The sequence below is a fragment of the Sinorhizobium meliloti genome, from assembly GCF_017876815.1.
Lineage (GTDB): Bacteria > Pseudomonadota > Alphaproteobacteria > Rhizobiales > Rhizobiaceae > Sinorhizobium > Sinorhizobium meliloti.
In genome coordinates this window covers 1,432,631-1,454,794 of record NZ_JAGIOS010000003.1, presented here as the reverse complement: position 1 = coordinate 1,454,794, position 22,164 = coordinate 1,432,631, and the positions used below count along the sequence as shown (strand labels likewise).

At 57.9% G+C, this 22,164-nt stretch carries 25 protein-coding genes and 4 pseudogenes; 15 read left to right on the top strand and 14 right to left on the bottom strand.

The features are described 5' to 3' along the window. Positions 1–243: 243 nt before the first annotated feature. Positions 244–1,333, bottom strand: a pseudogene (locus JOH52_RS33575) (IS630 family transposase). 206 nt (positions 1,334–1,539) lie between these two features. Between JOH52_RS33575 and repA the strand changes: the two are divergent. Next, complete coding sequence (gene repA / locus JOH52_RS33570; RefSeq protein ID WP_014531105.1) at positions 1,540–2,811, top strand: plasmid partitioning protein RepA; 1,272 nt, start codon at positions 1,540–1,542, stop codon at positions 2,809–2,811. 149 nt (positions 2,812–2,960) lie between these two features. Here repA and JOH52_RS33565 read toward each other — a convergent pair. The 5 genes and pseudogenes from JOH52_RS33565 to JOH52_RS33545 form a co-directional block, all read right to left on the bottom strand. Continuing rightward, positions 2,961–3,251 (bottom strand): annotated as a pseudogene (locus JOH52_RS33565) (integrase core domain-containing protein); the annotation flags it as partial. Positions 3,252–3,525: 274 nt separating this feature from the next. Continuing rightward, on the bottom strand, positions 3,526–5,178 hold the full coding sequence (locus tag JOH52_RS33560) for an IS66-like element ISRm14 family transposase (protein WP_017266328.1): 1,653 nt from the start codon (positions 5,176–5,178) through the stop codon (positions 3,526–3,528). A 62-nt stretch (positions 5,179–5,240) separates the two neighbouring features. Further along, positions 5,241–5,594, bottom strand: coding sequence for an IS66 family insertion sequence element accessory protein TnpB (tnpB, locus tag JOH52_RS33555; protein ID WP_014531098.1), 354 nt, complete (start codon positions 5,592–5,594; stop codon positions 5,241–5,243). Continuing rightward, entirely contained in the window at positions 5,591–6,037 is a 447-nt protein-coding gene (gene tnpA, locus JOH52_RS33550; protein ID WP_014531097.1) for an IS66-like element accessory protein TnpA, read from the bottom strand. The genes tnpB and tnpA overlap by 4 nt, the downstream gene beginning before the upstream one ends. 194 nt (positions 6,038–6,231) lie before the next feature. Continuing rightward, positions 6,232–6,490 (bottom strand): annotated as a pseudogene (locus tag JOH52_RS33545) (IS110 family transposase); the annotation flags it as partial. Between the two features lie 67 nt (positions 6,491–6,557). Here JOH52_RS33545 and JOH52_RS33540 point away from each other — a divergent pair. The 6 genes and pseudogenes from JOH52_RS33540 to JOH52_RS33520 all read left to right on the top strand — a co-directional run bounded on the left by JOH52_RS33540 (position 6,558) and on the right by JOH52_RS33520 (position 9,586). Further along, positions 6,558–7,559 carry an IS30 family transposase gene (locus tag JOH52_RS33540; protein ID WP_014531093.1) on the top strand — a complete coding sequence of 334 codons (1,002 nt, stop codon included), beginning with the start codon at positions 6,558–6,560 and terminating at the stop codon, positions 7,557–7,559. Positions 7,560–8,044: 485 nt separating this feature from the next. Continuing rightward, a pseudogene (locus tag JOH52_RS35740) lies at positions 8,045–8,401 on the top strand (VOC family protein). Then, complete coding sequence (locus JOH52_RS33535; RefSeq protein WP_003532635.1) at positions 8,401–8,589, top strand: hypothetical protein; 189 nt, start codon at positions 8,401–8,403, stop codon at positions 8,587–8,589. The pseudogene JOH52_RS35740 and the gene JOH52_RS33535 overlap by 1 nt, the downstream one beginning before the upstream one ends. Positions 8,590–8,677: 88 nt before the next feature. Further along, complete coding sequence (locus JOH52_RS33530; RefSeq protein ID WP_003532639.1) at positions 8,678–8,887, top strand: cold-shock protein; 210 nt, start codon at positions 8,678–8,680, stop codon at positions 8,885–8,887. A gap of 127 nt (positions 8,888–9,014) precedes the next feature. Then, complete coding sequence (locus JOH52_RS33525; protein ID WP_014531089.1) at positions 9,015–9,233, top strand: hypothetical protein; 219 nt, start codon at positions 9,015–9,017, stop codon at positions 9,231–9,233. Between the two features lie 56 nt (positions 9,234–9,289). Beyond that, positions 9,290–9,586: a hypothetical protein gene (locus JOH52_RS33520; protein ID WP_014531088.1), complete on the top strand. Its 297-nt coding sequence runs from the start codon at positions 9,290–9,292 to the stop codon at positions 9,584–9,586. Between the two features lie 81 nt (positions 9,587–9,667). On the opposite strand, the gene pdxR is transcribed toward JOH52_RS33520, so the two are convergent. Beyond that, positions 9,668–11,125, bottom strand: a complete 1,458-nt coding sequence (gene pdxR, locus JOH52_RS33515) for a MocR-like pyridoxine biosynthesis transcription factor PdxR (protein WP_015241476.1) — start codon at positions 11,123–11,125, stop codon at positions 9,668–9,670. 75 nt (positions 11,126–11,200) lie between these two features. On the opposite strand from pdxR, the gene JOH52_RS33510 reads away from it, so the two are divergent. Both JOH52_RS33510 and JOH52_RS33505 read left to right on the top strand, forming a co-directional pair. After that, complete coding sequence (locus JOH52_RS33510; protein ID WP_013845328.1) at positions 11,201–11,824, top strand: FMN-binding negative transcriptional regulator; 624 nt, start codon at positions 11,201–11,203, stop codon at positions 11,822–11,824. Between the two features lie 44 nt (positions 11,825–11,868). Beyond that, the gene (locus JOH52_RS33505) at positions 11,869–12,552 is read left to right on the top strand and encodes a B3/B4 domain-containing protein (protein WP_014531086.1); all 684 of its coding nucleotides are present in this window, start codon (positions 11,869–11,871) and stop codon (positions 12,550–12,552) included. A gap of 270 nt (positions 12,553–12,822) precedes the next feature. Here the strand turns inward: JOH52_RS33505 and JOH52_RS33500 are convergent, their stop codons facing one another. Beyond that, a complete protein-coding gene (locus JOH52_RS33500; protein WP_017265009.1) occupies positions 12,823–13,125 on the bottom strand; it encodes a hypothetical protein in 303 nt (100 codons plus the stop codon). Between the two features lie 263 nt (positions 13,126–13,388). Here JOH52_RS33500 and JOH52_RS33495 point away from each other — a divergent pair, with 263 nt between their 5' ends. Further along, positions 13,389–14,960: an RcgA family putative transporter gene (locus JOH52_RS33495; RefSeq protein ID WP_013845325.1), complete on the top strand. Its 1,572-nt coding sequence runs from the start codon at positions 13,389–13,391 to the stop codon at positions 14,958–14,960. Beyond that, positions 14,950–15,960, top strand: coding sequence for an RcgR family putative quorum lactone hydrolase (locus tag JOH52_RS33490; protein WP_013845324.1), 1,011 nt, complete (start codon positions 14,950–14,952; stop codon positions 15,958–15,960). The genes JOH52_RS33495 and JOH52_RS33490 overlap by 11 nt, the downstream gene beginning before the upstream one ends. A 69-nt stretch (positions 15,961–16,029) precedes the next feature. Here JOH52_RS33490 and JOH52_RS33485 read toward each other — a convergent pair whose 3' ends face one another. Continuing rightward, positions 16,030–16,194 carry a hypothetical protein gene (locus JOH52_RS33485; protein ID WP_013845323.1) on the bottom strand — a complete coding sequence of 55 codons (165 nt, stop codon included), beginning with the start codon at positions 16,192–16,194 and terminating at the stop codon, positions 16,030–16,032. Positions 16,195–16,689: 495 nt separating this feature from the next. On the opposite strand from JOH52_RS33485, the gene JOH52_RS33480 reads away from it, so the two are divergent. Continuing rightward, positions 16,690–17,025: a hypothetical protein gene (locus tag JOH52_RS33480; protein WP_013845322.1), complete on the top strand. Its 336-nt coding sequence runs from the start codon at positions 16,690–16,692 to the stop codon at positions 17,023–17,025. 81 nt (positions 17,026–17,106) lie between these two features. Here the strand turns inward: JOH52_RS33480 and JOH52_RS33475 are convergent, their stop codons facing one another. From JOH52_RS33475 to JOH52_RS33450, 5 genes are all read right to left on the bottom strand, one after another. Further along, positions 17,107–17,523 carry a hypothetical protein gene (locus JOH52_RS33475; RefSeq protein ID WP_014531084.1) on the bottom strand — a complete coding sequence of 139 codons (417 nt, stop codon included), beginning with the start codon at positions 17,521–17,523 and terminating at the stop codon, positions 17,107–17,109. 23 nt (positions 17,524–17,546) lie between these two features. After that, the gene (locus tag JOH52_RS33470; RefSeq protein WP_026029870.1) at positions 17,547–18,140 is read right to left on the bottom strand and encodes a hypothetical protein; all 594 of its coding nucleotides are present in this window, start codon (positions 18,138–18,140) and stop codon (positions 17,547–17,549) included. 404 nt (positions 18,141–18,544) lie between these two features. After that, positions 18,545–19,246 (bottom strand): thermonuclease family protein, encoded by a 702-nt coding sequence (locus JOH52_RS33460; protein WP_014531082.1) that lies wholly within the window; start codon positions 19,244–19,246, stop codon positions 18,545–18,547. Beyond that, positions 19,243–19,779: a thermonuclease family protein gene (locus JOH52_RS33455; protein ID WP_014531081.1), complete on the bottom strand. Its 537-nt coding sequence runs from the start codon at positions 19,777–19,779 to the stop codon at positions 19,243–19,245. Before JOH52_RS33455 ends, JOH52_RS33460 begins: the two co-directional genes overlap by 4 nt. Beyond that, positions 19,776–20,384, bottom strand: a complete 609-nt coding sequence (locus JOH52_RS33450; protein WP_014531080.1) for a hypothetical protein — start codon at positions 20,382–20,384, stop codon at positions 19,776–19,778. The genes JOH52_RS33455 and JOH52_RS33450 overlap by 4 nt, the downstream gene beginning before the upstream one ends. Positions 20,385–20,606: 222 nt before the next feature. Between JOH52_RS33450 and JOH52_RS33445 the strand changes: the two genes are divergently transcribed. The 3 genes from JOH52_RS33445 to JOH52_RS33435 are packed head-to-tail and all read left to right on the top strand — an operon-like array spanning position 20,607 to position 22,162. Further along, complete coding sequence (locus tag JOH52_RS33445; protein ID WP_014531079.1) at positions 20,607–21,509, top strand: lytic transglycosylase domain-containing protein; 903 nt, start codon at positions 20,607–20,609, stop codon at positions 21,507–21,509. 11 nt (positions 21,510–21,520) lie between these two features. Then, a complete protein-coding gene (locus tag JOH52_RS33440) occupies positions 21,521–21,859 on the top strand; it encodes a TrbC/VirB2 family type IV secretion system protein (RefSeq protein WP_014531078.1) in 339 nt (112 codons plus the stop codon). Positions 21,860–21,862: 3 nt separating this feature from the next. Beyond that, on the top strand, positions 21,863–22,162 hold the full coding sequence (locus JOH52_RS33435; RefSeq protein WP_014531077.1) for a VirB3 family type IV secretion system protein: 300 nt from the start codon (positions 21,863–21,865) through the stop codon (positions 22,160–22,162). The last annotated feature ends 2 nt before the right edge of the window (positions 22,163–22,164 follow it).

Sequence of the window (22,164 nt, the reverse complement as noted above, 5' to 3'; positions counted from 1 at the left end):
CCGCAAGAACCACCACATCGTTCTATCTGGCTCAGGGCCTGCACTTCAAGGATTCCGCGTTCTCGCCATAGATTTCGATCCGAGGGCTCATTGTCGGAATTGCTCGGTTACTTCTCGAGTATCATTCCCGTCTACAATGCAGCATGTATTCCACGAAACTCGATAGAGGCGAAATTACACGCCAGCGCCAGAAGTGGGCTTGCTATGAGTTTACGACCTAGTCATCCGAATCCGAAATTCGTGTCATAAGTCCTGGACTTTCTGGCAGAAACGTTTGACGGAGGCCAGGATGTCGTCTGCGGATTTCGTCCACCTGTAGGGCTTCGGGTTCTGATTATGGCGTTCGATGAAAGCTTCGGATGTCGGCTTCGAGCTGCATTGTCGAAGTGCGGACGCCGCGACGGAGCTGCTTGCGGGTCAGTTCCGCAAACCAGCGTTCGACCTGATTGATCCATGACGCCGAGGTCGGGGTGAAGTGCACGTGGTAGCGCGGCCGTCGCATCAGCCAGTTTTTGACCGATGCCGTTTTGTGGGTCGCATAGTAGTCCATCACGATATGAACGTCCAAATCGGACGGTACGCTCGCATCGATCTGCTTGAGGAAATCCAGGAATTCGGTGGCACGGTGCCGCTTGTAGCATTTGCCGATGACAAAGCCGGAGGCGACATCCAGAGCGGCAAACAACGTGGTTGTGCCGTGTCGGACATAGGAATGCGTGCGCCGTTCCGGCACGCCGGGCATCATCGGCAACACTGGCTGCTCGCGGTCGAGAGCCTGGATTTGGCTCTTCTCGTCCACGCTGAGAACCAGCGCCCGATTGGGAGGTGACAGATAAAGACCGACGATGTCGCGGACCTTATCGACGAACAAAGGATCGCCGGAAAGCTTGAACGTCTCTGTGCGATGCGGCTGCAGGCCGAAAGCGTTCCATATCCGGCGGATCGTCGTGTGCGAAAAGCCTGTGGCCCCTGCCATCGAGCGGATCGACCAATGGGTCGCATCGCTTGGCGTTGAACGCAGCGTGCGCTCGATCACAGCCGCGATCTGATCGTCGTCGATGGTTCGGGGCCGACCAGGGCGAACTTCGTCGAGCAGCCCATCGAGTCGGTCTTTGAGGAAGCGCCGTCGCCATTTGCCAACCGTATGTTCATGCACGCCGAGCTCGTCCGCAACGACCTTGCTCGGAACTCCCTCGCCACAGCGAAGAATGATCCGGCACCGCTCCGACAGGGAGCGTGCAACACGATGCTTGCGCACCTGTCGCTCCAGATATTCCCGCTCCGCCTCGCTCAAAACCAATGGGGCCGTTGGTCGGCCAGTCGCATTTGCCATGCCTCAACCTCCAATGAAGAGGCCAAGCATACAATGTAGTGAATTTTAGTTCCAGGTGACTAGAGAAGATCGAGCGCGCGCTGATCGGTCTAGATGGACACGCCACAATCTATCCGGTTGCGACTTGCGAGGCTTTTTCAGACGTGCAAGAAGAACCGCGACGCGATAAACCGACATGCAGGAGAGTAGCCGTCGCGAGGACCGTTATGCCAAAACCTGTTAGTCCGCCGTATGAAGACGAGACAAAGTCGGAACGCATCGAGCGTCTTGGTAGAGAACTCATCGATCGCTTACGCGCGTCTGGCGTAGCTATCAAATATCCATTTCCAGACCCCATGACCTTGCGCTCTTTCTCGTTGGGCGAGGTCGCCGAGATTCTCGGTGTGTCGGACAGTTATCTACGGCAGTTGTCAACCGATGGTCTGGGACCCACACCGGAGCTCGGGACCGCAGGGCGACGCTCCTATACGCTTCGACAAATCAATGAACTGCGTGCTTATCTCGCTTCGGCCCGTCCGAAAGAGGCTTTGAAGTTTTACCCGCGGAGGCGCGAGGGTGAGAAACTACAGATCATCTCAGTGGCCGCCGGCTCCGCAAGAACCACTACAGCGTTCTATCTGGCTCAGGGCCTTGCACTCCAAGGATTTCGCATTCTCGCAATAGATCTCGATCCTAGGGGCTCATTGTCGGAAATGTTCGGTTTAGTCCCGAAACTTCCCGTCCGCGATGTGAGTATGTATGCCGCGATGCGCTATAATGACGCGTTGCGGGCCAGTATAAATGAGGTAATCCGACCGACGCCTTTTGATGGTCTTGGTCTCGTGCCGGGCTCTTTCGAGCTCAGCAAGTTCGACTTCGAGTGTTCGCGGCACTATGAGGACGCGACGAACCCAGATGTTGGCGTCAGAATGGTGTCTGCGATCAAGGAAGTCGAGGCGAATTACGACGTCGTCGTCATCCACTGTCCACCTGAACCCAGCTACTTGACTGTGGGTGCGTTTGAAGCAGCGACCGGCCTGCTGGTGACGGTCCGCCCGCAATTGGCTGAGATCGCGTCGACGGCCTGGTTCGTCAGAGTTTTGTCGCATCGCGCCTCCCTGATCGAACGAGTTGAGAGGCCCGTAAAGTATTTCACCAAATTCTTGGTGACACGGCACGACCCGCGCGACGTCTCACAGCAGGAGGCTGTCGCCCTACTGCGGGACTCACTGGGGGATGATCTCTTGACTGCGACCGTCTGGGAATCAGACGCGATCCGGGAAGCGCGGCTCAAAAATCGATCATTGTATGAGCTGTCAGCGGGAGCGGTAGGCCGATCGGCATACGAGCAAGCGATGGAAACGCTGAATTCCGTCAATGCGGAGGTAATGGATCTCATATCCGAGGTTTGGGGCCGTCCCCCAATCTATGTGTCGCAGGCTTCCCGCTCGACGACTGCAGGTAAGGCGAAATCCCAGTCCAGGAGGCTTAGCAAATGAGCCTACGCACGCAGCGCATGCGCTCGATGTTGTACGAAAGGCTGAGCTCTTGAAGGAGCCCAACTAGAGGTGGTTCGGTTTATCTGAACAGTTTGGGGCTTTTCGCTAAGTGGATTTCCGCCTCGATTATGCTGCCGCCATCTCGGCGTCAGCGTGTTGAAGTAAGCCTGATCCGGCGTCTGCTGGTCAAGGGATGAATGTGGGCGTCGGCAATTGTAAGTCAGATAGCGGCCGATGCCAGCGCGGGCCTCGGACACGGTTTTGTAGGCGTGGAGATAGACCTCTTCGTATTTGATCGAACGCCAGAGCCGCTCGATGAAGACCTTGTCCCGCCACGCGCCCTTGCCGTCCATCACAATGTCGATCTCGGCCAAGTCGGCGGACGTGAACTGCGAGCCCTGGTCGGTGTTCAAGCTCTCCGGCTTGCCATAGCGAGCAAGCGTAAGCGACAAGCCGCGGCCATTCAGGCGGCGTAGTTCCATATGTGGACGGCTCCCTGTTGCAAGGGTTTTCTGCAGATATTTTTGGTCGGATCGCTTGCTTCCAAATGTACGGCCTTTGTGTGTGGTCGCACATGACCACTGGCCAAGATGGTTTCCGCAACGCGCGTTCCTAACGTATGCGGCGTCCACGCCCCATCGATTATTCAGTTGCGGCGATCTGAGGTTGATCGACGGGCCGTCAAATGAGCTCACCGAAGAGTATCTGACGAGCTCATTGTGAGGCCTGGATGCGAGCGGCATAGGCCCATGGCATCAGGGCATCGATGTCTTTGGCGAGGTGGCCGTTTGCGAGGCGGGTGAAGAGGTTGCACAGATAGGCGTAGGGCTCAACGCCGTTCATTTTACAAGTGCCGATCAGGCTGGCAAACCGGGCCCAATTGCGGCCCCCTTCATCGTGCCCCGCAAAGAGCGCATTGCGGCGGTTCATGGCGGGTCGGCGGATCGCGTTTTCCACCAGGTTGGAGTCGATATCGACGTGGCCGTCGTCCAGGTACAGCCGGAAGCCGTCCTGCCGCGTTAGCATATAGGCCAGGGCTTTTCCGAGGTCAGACTTGCGTGAGATGCGCTTGGCTTGCGCTGCCAGCCAGGTGAAGAACGCGTCCACCAGCGGGAGGGACAGCTCCTGTCGAACTGCCCGGCGATGTTCGGGATCTGAGCCACGGATGCTGTCTTCGATCTTGTAGAGCGCGGCGATCCGCACCAGCGCCTCGTCGACGATGGGCGATCCACTCTTTGGCGTGGCCTTGATCAGCTTTCTGCGCCCGTGCGCCCAACAGAAAGCCAGCCTCAAGGGATCGCCACCCACCCGGTCCGACGTGGCGAGGTGAGAGTAACCACCGTAGGCATCCACTTGGATTGTCCCGTTAAACCCGTCGAGGATTTCAGCGGCATATTCGCCTTTACGCCCGGGCCGGTAATGGAACACCACGCCTGGCGGCGCAGAGCCATTCCAGCCGCGATCGTCACGCAACACGGCCCATAGATAACCGGTCTTCGTTTTGCCTCGCCCCGGATCAAGCACCGGAGCCGTTGTCTCGTCGACATAAAGCCGCGTGCTTTCCCACAGCAGCCGTTTGGCCATATGGTCGACCACCGGCGCGATCGCAGCACCCGTCCTGCCCATCCAATCGGCCAGGACGGTGCGGTCTATCGGCACCCCGTGTCGCGCCATGACCTCGGCCTGCCGGTTGAGCGGCATATGTTCGGAATGCTTGGAGACGGCAATCTCAGCCAGAAGGGCTTCGGTCGGCCAGCTCCCTTCTAAGAGATGCGCCGGCGCTCTGGCCTGGACGATGCCCGTTCGACCCTTGGGGCAGGCGTATTTCGGGCGGATCGTGACGATCACCTCGTAGCGCGCCGGAATCCGGTCGAGCCGTTCCGTCCGGTCTTCGCCGATCCGGACCATGTTGCCGCAACCGCAGGGACAAACGATGCTCTCAGGCTCGATCACCCGCTCGACCCGCGGCAAATGTTCGGGCAGTGCACGGGCCTTACGCTCCTTGCGAGGAGCGACTTTTTCCGGATCAGATGCGCTGGCTTCGATCTTTTTCTCGACGGCGGCAATCCGCGCCTGTGTTTCGGCAATTGCCGTTTCAAGGTCTTCCAGCGCCAGTTCCATCTGCGCCGGATCGAGCTTTTCCGATTTCGGCCCGAACTTCGTGCGCCGATAGTCGTGAACCTGACCTTCAAGCTTCTCGACCAGTTCCTTCAGCTCGGCGATGAACGCATCCTTTTCGGCAACCACAGCCTGCTCATGCTGACGTGCAGCACGCTCGACCGACAGCTCGAACTGCATCGCCGCAAACGCCTTCACCACCTCGGGCGGAAGGTTCGGAAACAGGCTGAGATCAAGGGGTGACGACATGCGGCCTTATAGCAAGGCAGCACAAAAAAGCCAAATAAAACAATGCAAAGGCAGCCGTATATTTACCCTGCCGCCGACGGCGCGGTCACCCGTTGCGCCATGACCCGTCGCCAATCAAGACCTTCGAACAAAGCTTCGTATTGCCCCCTGGAAAGACGCATCGTCCCATCCTGCACCTTGGGCCAGGCAAAGCTTCCATGTTCAAGAATTTTGTAGGTTAGCACCATGCCGGTGCCATCCCATACCAGGATTTTCAGACGATCACCGCGCTTCGACCGGAAGATCACCGTCACCCCGGAATGCGGGTCGAGCTTCAACTCGGTCTGCATCATCAGAGCCAGCGCCTGATGCCCACAGCGGAAGTCCACCGGCCGCGTTGCAACCAGGATCGGCAGTCGTTGGCCCGCGACGATCATGCCGTCCCTCGAATGGCGCGCACCAGGGCCGCCACACGTTCAACCGATACATCGCCGGGAACCCGCATCACAACGTCCGGGCCGATCGTGAGCGTCAAGACTGACGAAACCGCCTCCCGCAGTTTCAGCGGCGCCAAAACATTCACAGCCTCGCTCGGCTCTGCCGCAATCGCCAAAGGCACAAATGCAGGCTCGGCATCGCCGCTCTCCGATAGGCCCGGCATAGACTCAAAAGGCAGCGCCAAAATGCCCTCGCGCGCTTGCCGACGCCAGAAGGAAAGCTGGTGCGGAACAACGTCATGACGGCGCGCGACATCAACAACTCGAACACCCGGCTCAAGGCTCTCCGCGACAATCCGCGCCTTCACATCATCGGGCCAACGCCGGTTTCCGCGGCGCGGCTCGACAACTTCGTAGCGCCCAACAAATCCATCATCTGCCATGCAAATCTCCAGATAGTCCTGGAAACCTTCTCGCACGCCCAGCCAGCCTCAAAATACAGCCTATCCAATGGGGCGGAGACGGCGCTTACTTCCTAACACGGCAACGACCTAAAAGGCCACTGGAACTGACGGAGTGTCACGCGTCTTGGATCGATCGCACCATCTGTTCTCCCTTGCAAGTTCACACAACATAATTCATCGGAGCGATGCAACGCTGTCAGTTTTTCCTCGACCGCCTTCTTTTCGGCGATACTCAACGCCATGCATGGCAAAAAGCTCGCGGGCCAATGCAGGCAGGGATTGATCAGCCGCAATCCGCTCCAGCAACGGTTCGATTCGGCACATGCCCTTGGCCGCAGCAATGCCGAACTCCATGGCAAACCCGCGTATGGCATTGGCGAGCTGCGTTCGATTGCGAATGAGTCTCTCTCGCAAACCGACCAGCATCAATGCCGGGTACATTCTATTTCCAAGTGCGACATGCCAATAAAAACAAAGGCTTCGCCTTGGAGATTTTTGGATGTCGCTTTGCTATTCGCAACTCACCCTTTCCGATCGACGACGTTTGCATCAGCTCGTGGAACGCAAAGTTCCTGTCGGTGAGATCGCCCGCCAACTCGGTCGGCATCGATCGACGATCTATCGTGAACTGAAGCGCAATACCTTTCATGATGCCGAGTTTCCGGAATACAGCGGCTATTACAGCGGTATCGCCAACGACATCTCGAAGGAGCGTCGGCGACGGCTGCGCAAGCTCAGCCGCCACCCGCAATTGCGCGAACTGGTCATCGAGCAGCTGAAGGCACTTTGGTCGCCGGAGCAGATCGCCGGCCGTCTGCTTGCCGATGGTGTGAGCGCCGTCCGCGTCTGCACCGAGACGATCTATCGCTTCATCTATAGCAAGGAAGATTATGCGCTGGAGCTCTATCAGCATCTGCCGGAAGGCCGTCGTAAGCGCCGCCCACGCCGCTCCCGCAAACCCCGTGACGGCTCGATCCCGTTGGACTGCAGGATCAGCCAACGCCCTGATTTCATTGCCGATCGCTCTCAGTTCGGCCACTGGGAGGGTGATCTCCTGATCTTCCGGCGCGACCTTGGTGAAGCCAATGTCACCTCGCTGGTCGAGCGCAAGAGCCGCTACACGGTGATGATCAAGAATGGCAGCCGTCACTCTCGTCCGCTCATCGACAAGATCATCGATGCCTTCTCACCGCTACCCGCCTTTGCCCGGCAGAGCTTCACCTTCGACCGTGGTACCGAGTTTCGCGGTTTCAAGGCTTTGGAAGATGGACTCGGCGCCAGGAGCTGGTTTTGCGATCCGAATTCACCGTGGCAGAAAGGCGCGGTCGAGAACACCAACAAGCGCATCCGTCGCTTTGTGCCGAGCGATACGGACCTGTCCGCCGTCAACCAGCCGCAACTGGTCGCCCTCGCCCACCATCTCAATTCACTGCCCAGGAAATGCCTTGGTTACCGCACGCCCGCCGAGGTCTTCATGGCCCATTTGCGCGATTGCGGGTAATCCCCTACCCTCCACCCGTCATTGTTGCACTTGGATTAGATTCTCCATGCGCTCGCACCGGAAAATTTCGTGGGAGCTATATTGCTACGGCCACAGCCAATCTCAGATGATTTCACTTTTCCCGAATTGTCAGGCAAGCCTGTGCTTATCATTTCGGGTCTGCGTGACAACAGGAGAGAACCACAGCACACGCCTCCCAAGTCGCAGAACAGCTCATCGCAGCGATCGCAGTGGTTACTCACCACGCGCTCGATTCGGGCCATGGATGGGCCGCAAACGACGACGATCTCGTGCTCGCTCGTCCGTGGATGGATGAGAACTTCCCAACCTAAGTTTCCCCTACCCTTCCGGAGGGATAACTGCTGCTGGCGCTTCTGCGTCACCGCGCCTATTCGCCCGAAGCGGACACCACGTCCCTCCTAATCTTCAGATTGCACGTGCGCCCAATGAGCTGCATTGTTCTGTTTCAAGATGAGGAGAGCTCTATGCCAAAAGCCGTTGGAATCGGCGGTCTGTTTTTTGGGCGGCGAACCCGGCTGGCCTGGCCGAATGGTATCAAAAGCATCTCGGTATTGACGACCTGCACAAGTCGGTATGGCGGCAGGAGGCGGGGATGACGATATTTGGTCCTTTCTCGAAGGACACGGACTTTTCGGTCGAGCGGAACAACAATGGATGGTCAATTTCCGAGCCGATGATCTCGATTGGCTGGTGGCCAGCCTAACGGCAAGTGGAATCGCGCTGGAAACCTGAATGAGTGGAACTCGGAGGCAGGTCGCTTTGCCCGGATTCATGATCCGGAGGGCAATCCAGTCGAGCCGTGGGAGCCGGCGCAGGATTGATGGCGAACGTGTCGCTCCTGCATGTGAGCGAACGAAGGTTTGCGCTTAGCTTCGCCGCACCTGTGACCGCCTTTAGCGCTACGTCATCAAAACTATTGGTTGACATTCTGATTGCGAACCACTATCTGGCGTTTATCGATCTTTTTCTTGCTGAGCTTTGGTTACCGCGCGACTGGCACCGCGCCTGAACGAACCTTTCCTTTAAAAATATCGCTATCACCATCCACGATGTCACCAACATCGCGGTCGATCACCAATGCTACGAAAGGGTTCATCATGACCACTGGCACAGTTAAATGGTTTAATTCTACCAAGGGCTTCGGCTTCATCGAGCCTGACAATGGCGGCGCTGACGCGTTTGTCCACATCTCGGCCGTCGAGCGTGCAGGCATGCGCGAAATCGTCGAAGGCCAGAAGCTCAGCTACGAGCTGGAGCGCGACAATAAGTCGGGCAAGATGTCGGCCTGCAATCTCCAGGCTGCCTAATATCGGTACCTGCTCTCCTTGACCACGGATGTACTGGCACTGTCGAGGGCATGAACCAACCAAGGCCGGGCGTGATGCCCGGCTTTTTTTTGGCCGATGGAACGGCCGACCCCGAGAAAGAAAACCTATGGCACAGACGTTCAGTAAGGCTCGTCAACGGGCGGAAAGCGCTTTCAACAAGGTTCAAAGCCAATTCTTCGCCAGAGACCAGGCAGTGGAAGAGCAAGATTTCGTAACGCTGGCCCGCGATGCCAAAACTGCTCGGTTGCGGGAAGCCCGGCTGGCAAAAGAGTCGGATGACCGTGCGAGAGCAACCTCAGCTCTCATCACGAGGCGGGCAAAATAGGCGTGGTCGCCAGCTTCACCACGCACCCAGGTGATCCACCCAATGCAGGAAATCCCATGGCAGACGATACGCTCGAACTTCAGGCAAGCACGACGGCATGGCAGATCGCAATGCAGGAAATCCTCCGCATGGTCGTCCGTGACCTCTATCAATCTCATGGTGAAGTCGCCTTCACGGCACATATAAAGCGTATCGAAGAGGGTGCGGTAGGCAGCATCTACAGCGACCTCAGGCTGCGGGGAACGAATGAATGGACCGAAACTCTGGTGAAGGAGAAGGCGACCAATATTGTCACAAACCTCCTGACCTCCTTCACCTTCGAGCAATCTGACCCTCGACCCGGGACGACATAAATCTCTGTTGATGTGCCACGACCACCTTCAGCAGGACGGATTTACCCTCACGCGCGACATGACGGGGACGGCCCAAACCGGTCATGCCGATCGGAATTTGGATCGGTAGACCTGTACTAGGTCATTCACACCCTTTCCAATCTGCTCAACGGGCAAGCCGGCGTATCCGAATATGAACCCCGCACGTTGATCTGTTGGGGCCGCATACAGACGCGAGATTGGGTAGATGCCAACACCTTCTTGCCTCGCGGAGGCGGCAAAACGCTCTTCATCGCTGCCAGTGAGGTGGTTGAACCACACGACGACATGGAGGCCCGCCGACGTGCCAACGATGTCGACCTCGTCGCCAAACGCTTCGGCCATTGCATTCAGGAATGCCGTACGCCTTTCGGCGTTCAGTCGCCTCATCTTTCGAACGTGGCTTTCATATGCGCCCGTTTCGATCATCGAAGCGAGAGCCTCTTGCTCGAAGCTCGAGCTGTGTCGATCGGTGATCTGCTTGCATCGGACAAAGGGCTCCGCAAGCGTGCCAGGCAGCACCATGTAACCAAGGCGGAGCGTTGGCGACAGCGTCTTGGATACGGTGCCGACATAGATGACCCGACCTTGACCGATCATCCACAGCGGCGGAATCGGACGTACGTCATATCGATACTCCCCGTCGTAGTCGTCCTCGATGATGTAGGTGTTGCCGGAGATCGCCCATTCGATCAGGGCTTTGCGACGTCCGGACGGTAGAACGCCGCCCAGCGGAAACTGATGGCTGGGTGTTACAAATGCCAGGGCTACGTCCTTAGGAACGGGAAGCCGAGAGGTGTCCATTCCATCCTTGTCGCAGGGGATGGCGACAGGCATTGCTCCTGTTGCAAGCATCACGTTGCGGGCCATCGCGTAGCAGGGCTCCTCGAGGACAACCTGGCCTCCCGGATCGACAAACACCCGCGCACACAGGTCCAACGCCTGCTGGGAACCGCTGACCACGATGATCTGGGTGATATCGCATTCAATGCCACGGGCTCGCCAGAGATAGCCTTGCAGCGCACGACGAAGTGCCAGGTTACCGGCTGGATGCTCATAGCCAAGCCGTTCTCGGTACGCCAGAACTGCCGCGTTCAGGGCGCGCCGCCAAGCCAGCTTGGGAAAGTCCGACGAAGCAATGTCGCCGTACCGGAAGTCGTATTGAAGCGCCGCCTGTTCCGCGCTGATGTTCTTCGGCAATGCCATTGCACGTGAGGCATAGGCGGACACCTGGGGAGTGGGTTCCTGTGCTTGCGATGCGGGTCTGGTGTACGGATGTCGTCCCTCGGACGTGACCGTGGGCTTGGCGCCCTGCCGCACCGTAATATACCCCTCAGAGATCAGCTGGTCGTAGGCGGCCGTCACCGTGGTCCTGGAAACGCCGAGTTCGCCCGCAAGCGCGCGGCTCGAGGGCAATCTCTCACCCGCATCGTAGACGCCAGACGTAATCTGGTCGCGCAAAGACAGGTAAATGCGGCGGGTCGCGCCGCTCTTTCGTGAGCCCTTCACTAACTGGACCAATGAGATATTCCAAAAGTGGCGGTGTATCTTGTGCCACCTTGATGTGAATAATGAGCTCACGTCAAGGAGATGCTTATGTACACCCCGCCAGCCTTCGCCGTGGAAGACACGACCGAGCTCTACGAAATGATGCGGCAATGTCGTCTTGCCAATTTCGTGACGGCTACACCCGGTGGTCCGATGGCCACCCCCTTACCTATGTTCCTCGATGAGGCGGAGGGAGAAAGGGGCGTCCTCTATGCGCATCTGGCGCGACCGAACCCGCAGTGGCAGGCTCCTGTCGTCGGACATGGACTTGCGGTCTTTATGGGACCGGACGCTTATGTGACGCCGTCCTGGTACGCCTCAAAAGCCGAGCATGGGAAGGTAGTCCCAACATGGAACTACACAGCCGTTCATGCGACCGGGCCGGTTGAGTTTTTCGAAGAAGCCGAACGACTATTCGAGGTGGTGTCGCGCCTCACGGGCATTCACGAGGCGTCACGCTCGCTACCTTGGGCAGTCACTGACGCTCCCGAAGCCTACATCAAGGCTCAGCTTCGCGGCATTGTCGGTATTCGCATGCCCGTCGTTTCGCTGCAGGGGAAGCGCAAGATGAGCCAAAATCGCCCTGGGGCCGATCGCAAAGGGGTGAAACACGGACTTGCCGATAGCCGCAGCCCTACCGATCAGATCGTTTCTGACATGATCCCGGTCTGAGACGAGCAATTGGCCCTTGAATGGAATTCTGGAGTTAGCAATAGATGTTTGAATCGCCCGTGATCGACGAACGGATCAAGGAAATCGCACCCGGTTTCAGAGCGATGAGCATTCATGTCGACGCAACAAATGCCGGAGAAGGAAGCCTTCACACGGGGCTTCTGACGGATGCCTGCGATTACGTCTTGCGGGGCGGCCCAGCATGGGCGGACGCCCATTTGACCAGTTGGGCCGACGCCTATACCCGGTTTGGAGCCAAGCCCAATCGGACACCCTGTTCGGCGCAAGCACTGAGAAAGCGGGTGTTGAAGGACGGAATGATTCCTTCGATCAATCCTATCGTCGATCTCTATAACGCCGTCAGTCTCAAATATGCCATTCCCGTTGGCGGCGAGAACTACGATGCCTATGCTGGGCGTCCGCTTCTTACCGTGGCCGACGGAAGCGAACCATTCGAAACAGTCATGAATGGCGAAGTGGTGATCGAAAATCCCCTCCCGGGAGAGGTCATCTGGCGAGACGATGCGGGCGTCACATGCCGGCGTTGGAACTGGCGGCAGGGCACGCGCACCCGACTGGAGGCAGTCGATGGCCGCATGTGGTTTGTGTTGGAAAGCCTTGAGACAATGCCGGTAGGCGCGCTAGCAGAAGTGTCGGACATGCTGGTTGAAGGGCTAAATACGCTGATGCCCGATTGTTTGGTGTTCGCGCAGAGAATCGCCGTCTGAGGATGGCCCGCTGATGGCGCGGAGCAGACCTTCTTTACAGCGTCGCCATCCGCCCGGACAGGCTTAGCAACCCCGACCAGCACGCCTGACCAGGGACTGATCTCCTGCCCTGTGGCAGCCTTTAAGCCCTTGTTGCATTTACATTAGTAGTCACACCGCAATGCGTGACGACTCGTGTTCGACGCAATGGTCGATACGGGACATCGCCCCGGCATAATCGACAGCAGTGTGGTCTCAGCACACTATTGTGCAATCCGGCGTAAAGGAGACTCAGGAAACCGATGTGCTTGGCCGATCGCGAGTGTCTTCCAAGACGGCATTCATCTGACTGGGTTGCAGGGTGCCACGTGTCGCGATGAGGTAAGCTGCCATATAGGCCAGCTTCAGCCTCGATTCCCGATCGCCCCGCGGCCTGTAATTGATGATCGCAAGCCGGCAGGCTTCTTCATCCCGCGCAACATCTAACAGTCGGTTTGCATAGGCTACGTTCGTAACCTTGCTGGCCGCCCTGGGTTCATCCCACGCACGAACGGCGTCCGCGGTCGCGAGTTGTGCCGCTATATGCCGCTCCATCAACTCGCAAAGGGAAATCGCAGTTTCCGCCCCGCCCTCTTCTTTTTGTCCCACCTTGCGATCCGGCGCTGACGCACTCAAAGCCGCGCTCGGGCTCGGAGAAATGTCGCCGGTGTCACGGGACGAACGCGAACTGGATGACGACAACAATAGCATGATGGAATGCCTCACCGATCAAGTTGCATTGCGGGCGTTAAGACCATTGATTGAGGCTGAAGGCACGATAGGATACGAACCGAAACGAAATTTGGGCCTATAAGCCTTTGGAAAAGAACGGAAAGATTTTTGTCGCACCGCCCAAGGACGGGAGCGATTTCAAGGAACTGTTCAAGCAGTTAGCCGCTGCGGGAGCAGGCCGGCCATTAGGCAGTGACGGGTTTCCCCAAGGCCCATGGACGCCGGAGCTTTTGGCAGAGGCGATTTCACAGATCGACTCCAACCGGATCGGGGTCGATTTGCGGACGGTCCAGCTCTGGTTTCAACAGAACGAGAAGGGGATTAGCACCTCCAACATTCGTTGGCTGGCGCGGATCTTTGGGTGCGACGATCCCGAAGCGACCAGCGAATGGCAGATGGAGCTCAGCGCGGCGCAATTACGGCTAACCGCCAAGAGGCGAGATTCAAAGAAGGCGGGTAGCAGCACGGCGCTGCGGGTTCCAGACATGCCGCCGCCTGTGATGGTCGATAATCAGACACGGCCTGCGGGCCGACAGGGTTTCAACTTGGCAAGAACATCGGAGGCGCTTTTCACCCGTGGATCGCCCTTGAACTTGCCCGCCTCGGTATTTGCCGGTGCCTCCGCGCTTGGATTTTTGTCGTACATTGTGGGGATCCACAGCGCCACTTATGGCCGCGCGGATGGTGTCGTTAAGCAGGTTGGGTTTCTTTGGGCGCCGAATTGGACATTCCTTTTCATGGTGCTTTTGCCCCTGTTTTTTGCGCTCGTGACGGAGCTGCTGGTCTTCTGGAAAGACGAAGGACGCCTCAGGCTGACAGGGTATAGCGAGAAGATGGAAAGCGACGATGCTTGGGCGCGCAACGTTGAGGCTTCTTCGTATACATACTGGGCCGTTTTTCTGATCTGTGTGTTGTTCGCCGGTCTTTTCCAGTGGATCGGCGTGTGCTTGATCCCGTTGATCAACGGCGGTGGCAACTATGCGGTAGATTGGGGCAAGTTAGCCATTGTGCGCCCTGAAGTCATATCGGTGCCGATGACCGTTGTGTTCACTGGTCTCGCTTACCTCTACATGTGTCTTTGCTTTTATCTGCTCTTCGCGGGCCTCATCCTGCTTCATACGATCCTCCATGATCTTGGGAAAATTGAAGAGGGATCGAAGATGCGCCTGGAGGAATATCGACGCGCGGGCGGCGAAATCGGCCTCAGGGTGATGCGGGGAATCTTTCGGTGTACGGTCCTGGGTGTTCTAGTCGCCATATGCATGAAGGCTCAAAGCGCTTACCTGGCCTCGAACGGCGAAGATATCCTGACCTGGCTAGCCAACGATATGTCTTCAGTCTTGAACGGGCAGAGAAACGATAGCAACAGCTTCAGCTATCGAATGCCGACCCATTACAGCAGTCTCCTTGTCGCTATTTCGTCCTGTGTTGGCTTTCTGTACGGCTCCATCCGGTTCGGAAAGCGCTTTCATGCGCCCTTGTGGAAGATGTCGGCGGTCGTAGCATTACTCTTTGCCAGCTACTTGCTGATCGATGCATTTGACGGGTTTTCGATCCTCCTGGGCACTGGAACGCTGCTCGCGACGTACGGCCTCTTTGATCCAGAGTTCGGGCGGTGGCGCGCAGACGAGTTGGGAAGCAATCAAAGTGTATCATAGTTGGCTTGATCGTTGGGACGAGCGGCGGGCCCGACGCGGTGAGGAAGCGAAGAAAACAACCGCTTTCGTCCTTGACGCCGGTCGCGCCTTTCCAAGCGCGAAGAAGGTCGAAACACTCGATGAATTTTGTGTCCTGGCGGACAAGGCCGTGTCCGATCCAAGCTTCTTCGAACCGCCGAGCGGGAGCGGTCAGGGCTTTGAAAGGCACGATGGGTGGCTCAAATTTCCATCAGACATTTCTACTGACGTCGAAGAGAACAACGTCGTTTGGGCAAAAATCACCGAGAGCGGCTCGCTCGATCAGGCAATGGTGATTTTTCATCACTGGAATGCCAGCACCCGAAATCGTCAGATTGCCAAGTTTTTCTCGCAGCGTGGAATCACGGTTGTCGAGATTGCTATGCCTTATCACTTCGAGCGCAGCCGTCCCGGCTCGCTGTACGCCGATTATATGCTTAGTTCGAATCTCGGCCGAACGATCCAGTCTGTAAGGCAGGCCGTATGGGATGGGCGAAAGCTCGTCCGCTGGCTGAAGAGCGAAGGCTATCGAGAGGTCTCGGTTCTCGGCATGAGCCTTGGCTCCTGGGTTGCGGGATTGATCGCTGCGCATGATCCGGCCGTATCGAAGGCCTCGTTATTTTTGACGGCGGGAAGTCTCGCAGACATGGTTTGGACGGGGCGCGCGACCCGATCGATACGCGATAGCCTTGAGCCTGTAATTGAGCTTACCGATCTCCGAAGGGCATGGGGTCCGCTCAACTTAGAGAATTACGCGCATAATCTGGCACGGCCCGATCTCGAACTTCACGTCGTGTTGGCTACGCGGGACAAGGTGGTGTTGCCCGCCCTATCCAGACGCCTCATTCAGAAGCTGAAGGACGTCGGAGTCAGGCCGAATGTTTTGGAACTGAACTGCGGTCACTATTCGCTCGCCATGCCGCCTTACATTTTATTGGCGGGTTTGAGCTTGAAGCGGTTTCTATCGTGTGCGGACAAATGATCGGCCCGGCGAATATGCAGTTGGCGTCGGCCGCCGTTACAGTGATACTCAGGAAAGATCGCGAGCCGCCTAGTGAGGCGGCTCAACGCTGATCAGCGCGTCGAATGCGGCCTCTTCCTGCTGGCGCTGCGCGACGGCGCGCTCCAGCTCGGCCGCGATCTGCTGACGCTCGCCGGCGTCGATGGATGCCGCCAACTCGGCCCGCAATTCCTCAATGTGCTCGTAAGTGGTCATCGTCAGCTCCTCTGATTCAAAACAGAGGCTGAGCCCCGAGCTAATGGGCTTGTGTCAATGATCGCGCTGGCCCGAAGGGCAGATGGGGGAGCCGATTTTGTCGCTCGCGGCAAAATTGGGGGAACCGTCTGTCATTGAGGCAAGCCCATTAGCTCGGTACGATCGCCGTATGTTGAGAGAGAAAACTACCTCTCCGTATTGCACCGAAATAACGGCCGAAGGCCGCATATTTTGAACTTTCTGAGAGGGGAAGAGAGAGCCCTGCCCTCTCTCCCCCACAAGCACTAAACCGGTCTCCCCATGCTTCGGCCCGATGGCCTGCAGCACCGGACGGCTGCGCCGACACGGCCCGGCGGGTGGGTGATCCCCCTCCGGTTTAGCGCTTGTCCCCCTCTCTTCCGCTGTTCCGCACGAGCTCGGGAGCAGGAGCGGGCCTGCTCTCCCTTCGATTTGGGAGGTCCAGCAGTTAGCGCGGAACCTGGGATTGAGGGTGCGATGACAGAGGATTTTGGAATGGAAGCCACCGTGTCGTTGGATACGATGATCGAGCGGCATATAGCGGCGCTATCGGCGACTTCTGAGGCGGTGCACGAATGGGATGAACGCCGCGCGGCTGGCGATGTAACCAACGTGGTCTACGCAAAGGCTCTGCTCAAGGTGACGAAAGAGGAAGAGGCCGCCAGGCTAAGGATCGTGAACCACCGGCCGTGCAACGATCAACAAGGATGGCAAAAGTTGACGCACTTGGCCGCGTATTTGTTCGCGACGCGAGGCTCGCTCAAGCCGAAAGAAATGGATGCCGTCTTGAGCACGACCGAGCCTATGGAGTAGGCCTCTGCCCTGGCCCGGCAATGTGCTGGGTCGAGCGTAAAGGGCAGAAGAATAAAGCCGCCTTGTTGGGCGGCTTCTTTCTTAGTTGATGGTGGCGATCCACTCGCCGGATGCTGATTTTGCGAAGCCGACGATTCGATCAATAGGCCGCGCTTCGGGTCCCATCTTGACTGAGGTCATGCAAGCGACGCCTGGCCCTGCCCCGGCCTTGTCACATTGGCCGAGCGCCAGAGAGATTTCCGGCAGATTATTCCGATCCCAAACGAGAGGAGACGCCGCATGTGCTTTGCGGTAGGCGGCCAATGCTTCGGCTTCCGTCGGCGCTTCAACAGTCGGAATAGGGCAAAGCGATGGATCAGCGGAGATAGCCGCAACCAGCTCTGCTTTCGAGATGGCCTGAGCTTCAACTTTCGGCTCAGAGGTTGCAATGTAGGTGCCGCCGGCGCCAACCATTATACCGAGGGTGGCTGCGATCGCGATTATGGCGTTCTGGTGCATAGATTCTTCCTCTTAGGCAAGGGCTAGGTGCGTAGATTGAACCAGAAGCGCTCTTTGACGCCCTTGTCGTTTGGGATGTCGAAGAACCAGGGATTTGCGCGCCGCGGACGGGGGGAAGTTACCTGCACCTTGCAGCCGTTGTAGCGATTGTCGCGATTCCCGAAATCGTCGCTGTTGCCGCTGATGGACCTTACGGTCACGCCATTACGCTGGTTGGCGTCCTCGTCACCATAGAGGCGGTTGTACTCGCCGCGGTTCTCGCATCTGTCCACGACCCGGACGCATTGCTCCTCCTCGTTGCGGCGGCGCAAGCCGTTGTCGTTCCCATCATTGCTAGAGGTGGGGCGCGACCCTGCAGGGCAGTCCTCGAACTCTTGCCGACCTGGCTCGCCGGCCTTCGCATCGTGGCAAATGGGCCAATCAAATCCCGGCTTCGACATTGCGGCTATCAGCCTCTTCATCGGGGGCACGCAATAGGGAACGCCCTGCCATGACGGATTTTGTGAAGCAGCGCAAAGGAGGACCTGGCAGCCCCAGGAAGCATCTTCTGCCTCCGCTCCTGTGGGGGCGAAGGCAAGTGCAGCAAGACCGGCTGCAGCATAAAGCAGGTGTTTCATGTCAGTTGGCCTCATGATGGTTGCGGCTGGAGACGCGTGGTCGACGAATAGCTTGTCGAGCGGTGTGGCATGGTTCACTCGACCGCCTGCTGCGTAGATGATGGCGGCAACGAGCGCGAAGGCTGAAAACCAGAGAATCCCGATCCGAAAAAGCATCGGCTGGTTGGGAATGTCCCGGCAAAGCGGTGCAAAGGCGAATAAGCCGACAAGAAAGCTGTCCAGCGCCAGATGACGTCGATCGAGAAAGAGGATCGAAAGGATCAGGAGCGCCAGGGCGAACGGACCGTGCACCCACAGATTTGTTCCGAAACGACGATGAGCGCAAACGATAAGGGAATGGCGAGCATTAAGCTCGCCAGCGGATCGGTTGCGAATGAGCTCGCAATATGTGCGAAGTCTGGCAACTATCGGTCTGTCCTCTTGGGCTTTTTCCGCGCGTCGATGAAGGGAGGCGATATTTCTCTTTCCCGTTCGACAAGCAGGTTGAAATCAGCGATCGGCTCGCGGTCTAGCGTCTTGTCGACGGCCTTGCGACGCCACTCGTTCATGTCGAGGACGTAAGTGGCCCACATGCCATAGCGAGCCGCCATCGCGTTCTGCTGATAGACCAGGTATTGGCTGTTGTATGAATAGGGCGACGCGACACGCGCCCATCCGACACGAAGCATCTCGACCGCAATATCGCGGCCGGCTGACGTGCAGCGGGCCTGGGGGATACCGTCATTGCCATACGCTACGACGGTACATTCGACCGGTCTGCTGCCTATGGTCCTCTTGAGCCAAGCCTTCGCAAGTGGGCCGCACGGAACGGGTGACGGCGCCTTTTGCCGCTCGCGATCCACCCACTTCGGATCAATCGCCCACTGTGGGAGCTCGCACGCGTCGATCTCGACGAGGCGAACGCGCTGCGCATATTGCGGATACCACAGGGTGCGGCCGTCCATGACGGCGACTTGGCCGTTGTAGACCGGATTTTGGTAGATTGGAGCTTCGCTCAATCTCTGCGGTGGCCGAGCCGCCGCGGCCGGAGTCTTGATGAGATCCGCGGCTGTCGCTGCCTGGGGGATCGTAGCGAGCGCGGCGGCTGCAAGTAGGTATCGCTTCATTGATCTGCCTTCTTGGTTCGCGCATTCACCTCGCGGCTCAAGAGAATGGCCGGATGCTGGACGTCTTCGAACTGCCAGAGGCCGGCACGCTTATCGCGCGCAAGTTTCTCAGCCACGGCATAGGGGACGTGATAGGGCATGCCCTCACCGTTGAGGGACGCGAAGGCGTATCCGCTCGTGATCAGGACGTTTGCCAGATCAAGCCGCTCCTTCCCAACTGTGGCGTAGCAGACGACGTAAGCGATACCGTCTTTCTTCACCACCGGGGCGCAAACAGGTTTGGTGTCTTTGATATAGGCCGCCAGCACGGCAAGGGACGCCTCGCCGCAGTCACGTTTCTGCCCGTGCTTGTCCGTATAGGCAGTGCCGCGCAAACAGGACTGGACGCCGTAGAGACGGAATCTTTCACCATTGGAAACCCACGTCTCGCCAGTTTCCAGGGTGACGCCAGGAAGAAGATCGAAATAGCCTGCGGGCGCTGCGGATACGGATGTCGGCAAGAGAGCCGACAGAAGGGAAAGAGCCCTTCTCATTGACCCTTCACCCTCGGATCGGCCCACATTCCGAATGACCCCTTCTGGCCAATCTCCTCAGCTTTGGAGAGATCCGGACGAACGGGAGTCCCATCTCGCTTTTTTGCGAGGCGGAGCGCGCCGAGCGACAGAAGCTGCTCCTCGAACATATCGACGGAGTCGAGGCTACCGGGGAAATTATAGTAGCCGTAGCAGGTGGCGTTCTGGACGGGCGAACCTTGCTCGCTCACAAAGGCACGGCAAAACACGACCTTCGGATTTTGTAACAGGATCTGAAGCTGTTGCTGCGCATAATCGGTGCAGCTCCCGGCGAAGTCTTCACTGCGATTGACCATTTCGCCCTTGCATGGCTCCAGGCCAAAAAGGTGCAGTGTTGTCTTGTCATCCACGCGAAAGTCGGTCGGTGAAACGGCCTTAAATCCGGCCGTTGTTGCATAGCCCTTCCGATCGGCGACCTTTCCGCTTCCGTCGTAATATTCGAGCACGAGAACCGTCTTGCCCGGCGCTGCGAGCGATTTGATGTAATCCTTGTTGATGTCCGAGACGGACAACGCAGGTGTTGCGGTTGCACAACTTACGAGTGCGGCGATGATGGTCCGTTTCATTTTCTAGCCCTTACCCATATTGCTTCCGATCGTTCCCCTGCAATAGGGGGTTTAAGTCTGCCTCGAAAAGTTGTATCGATGAACCAAATCGATGCGACATCTTCACCAGCTTAGTTGGTTTTCGTTTCGATCACAACACCGCAAGTTAGGCGCGCGGCGATGGATAAAAGGGCTAGATTTTCAGGCGTTGTGAGCTGGACCGCTTTTACCGGGAGCGCCCTTTTGTGCACGAGCTGGGTTCAGATTTCTTACGCCCAAGATGGGCCGAAATCTGCAGATATTATAACAAAAAAAGGCACTTGGACGATCGAGCGCCAGGCGGATCTTGCAACGAACTTCGATGAGCACTGGCGCGGCTCAGAGAAGGAGTTCGTGCTAGGCGCTGATGGCGTTGTGAAGCAGGAAAATGCGGTTCAGTACAAAGCTGACAAAAGCCCCCATGATTTTGGGGGCATGAATCATATTGATGCAGTCTTGAGCAATTTCGCTTCCTCCAACGACGTGCCGAACAGGGTTGATGAACCGCAAGTTCCCGCGGGCTCAATACAGCAACTTGGTGCAGTTCGGCAGATCGATGACAACACCAAAGACTGCGGTCCGTCTCCGCTCAGCTCGGAAGAGGTTAAGTCTCTGGTTGTACAGACGGCGCGCAAATATCGCGTCGATGAAGTCTTCGCGACGGCCATCGCCTGGGCAGAGAGCGGCTTTGACCAAAGCCGCAATTCCCCAAAGGGCGCGCGCGGACCGATGCAGCTCATGCCTGCGACGGCTGCGCGGTTCGGCGTCAAGGACATCTGTGATCCCGCTCAGAATATCGAGGGCGGGATGAAGTACCTGCGCTTTTTGCTTGATGAGTTTCAGAACCCGCTCCTGGTCGCGGCTGCCTACAACAGCGGCGAACAGCGGATCTACCAACACGGCGGCATCCCGCCGTTCCAGGAAACAGTCGGATACGTCGCCAAGGTGGTGAACTACCAACTCGGGCTGCCAATGCCGTCGGCAAAAGGCAAGGCGAGGCCGGCCGCCGCTCCGCAGGCGGTCTCGGATGCGAGTGACAGCGGCGACGCCGGTGTCATCGCCGTGAAGAAGACCGGCAAGTTTGTCGGCGGTGTCATGCACTTTTGAAGGAGAGAAACATGCAATTTGAAATGCAAACGAGGAAGTCTCAGGCTTTCAAGCTCGCAGCGACGCTCGGCATCGTGGCTGCAGTCCAGATCGCCGGGGCCGATGTGGCTCTAGCGCAGAGCGCAGGCGGCGCGTTCGGGCCGTTGCAGACGGCGGTGCAGATGATCGTCGATTTCATCACGGGCCCGTTCGGTCGCCTGCTCGCGACCATTGCCGTTATCGGCCTTGGGTTTCTGACATTCGCCGGACGCCTATCGTGGTTCACGGCCGGCGCGGTCGTGATGGGCATCGGTCTGGTGTTTGGTGCACCGGCGATCGTCGACGAGATGATCTCGGCGGTCGGTCAGTGACCGATGAGTGAGTTTCAGGACGAAAAGCCAGCTTTGACGCCGTTGGTGATCGGGTTAACCCGGTCCCCAACGCTTTGGGGCGTCCCCTACATGGCGGTGGTGCTGATCGTTGGCGTCACCATTATCGGCTGGCTTGCAACGAACGACCTCCTGGCGTTGCTGATCGCGCCGGTTGCTTACCTTGTCCTGTTCTCGCTCTGCACCTGGGACAACAGGATCCTCGATGTGATGCAGGTGACTTCCCGCAAGACGCCCCGCACGCCCAACAAGCGCTTTTGGGGCACCAACTCCTACGGACCGTGACC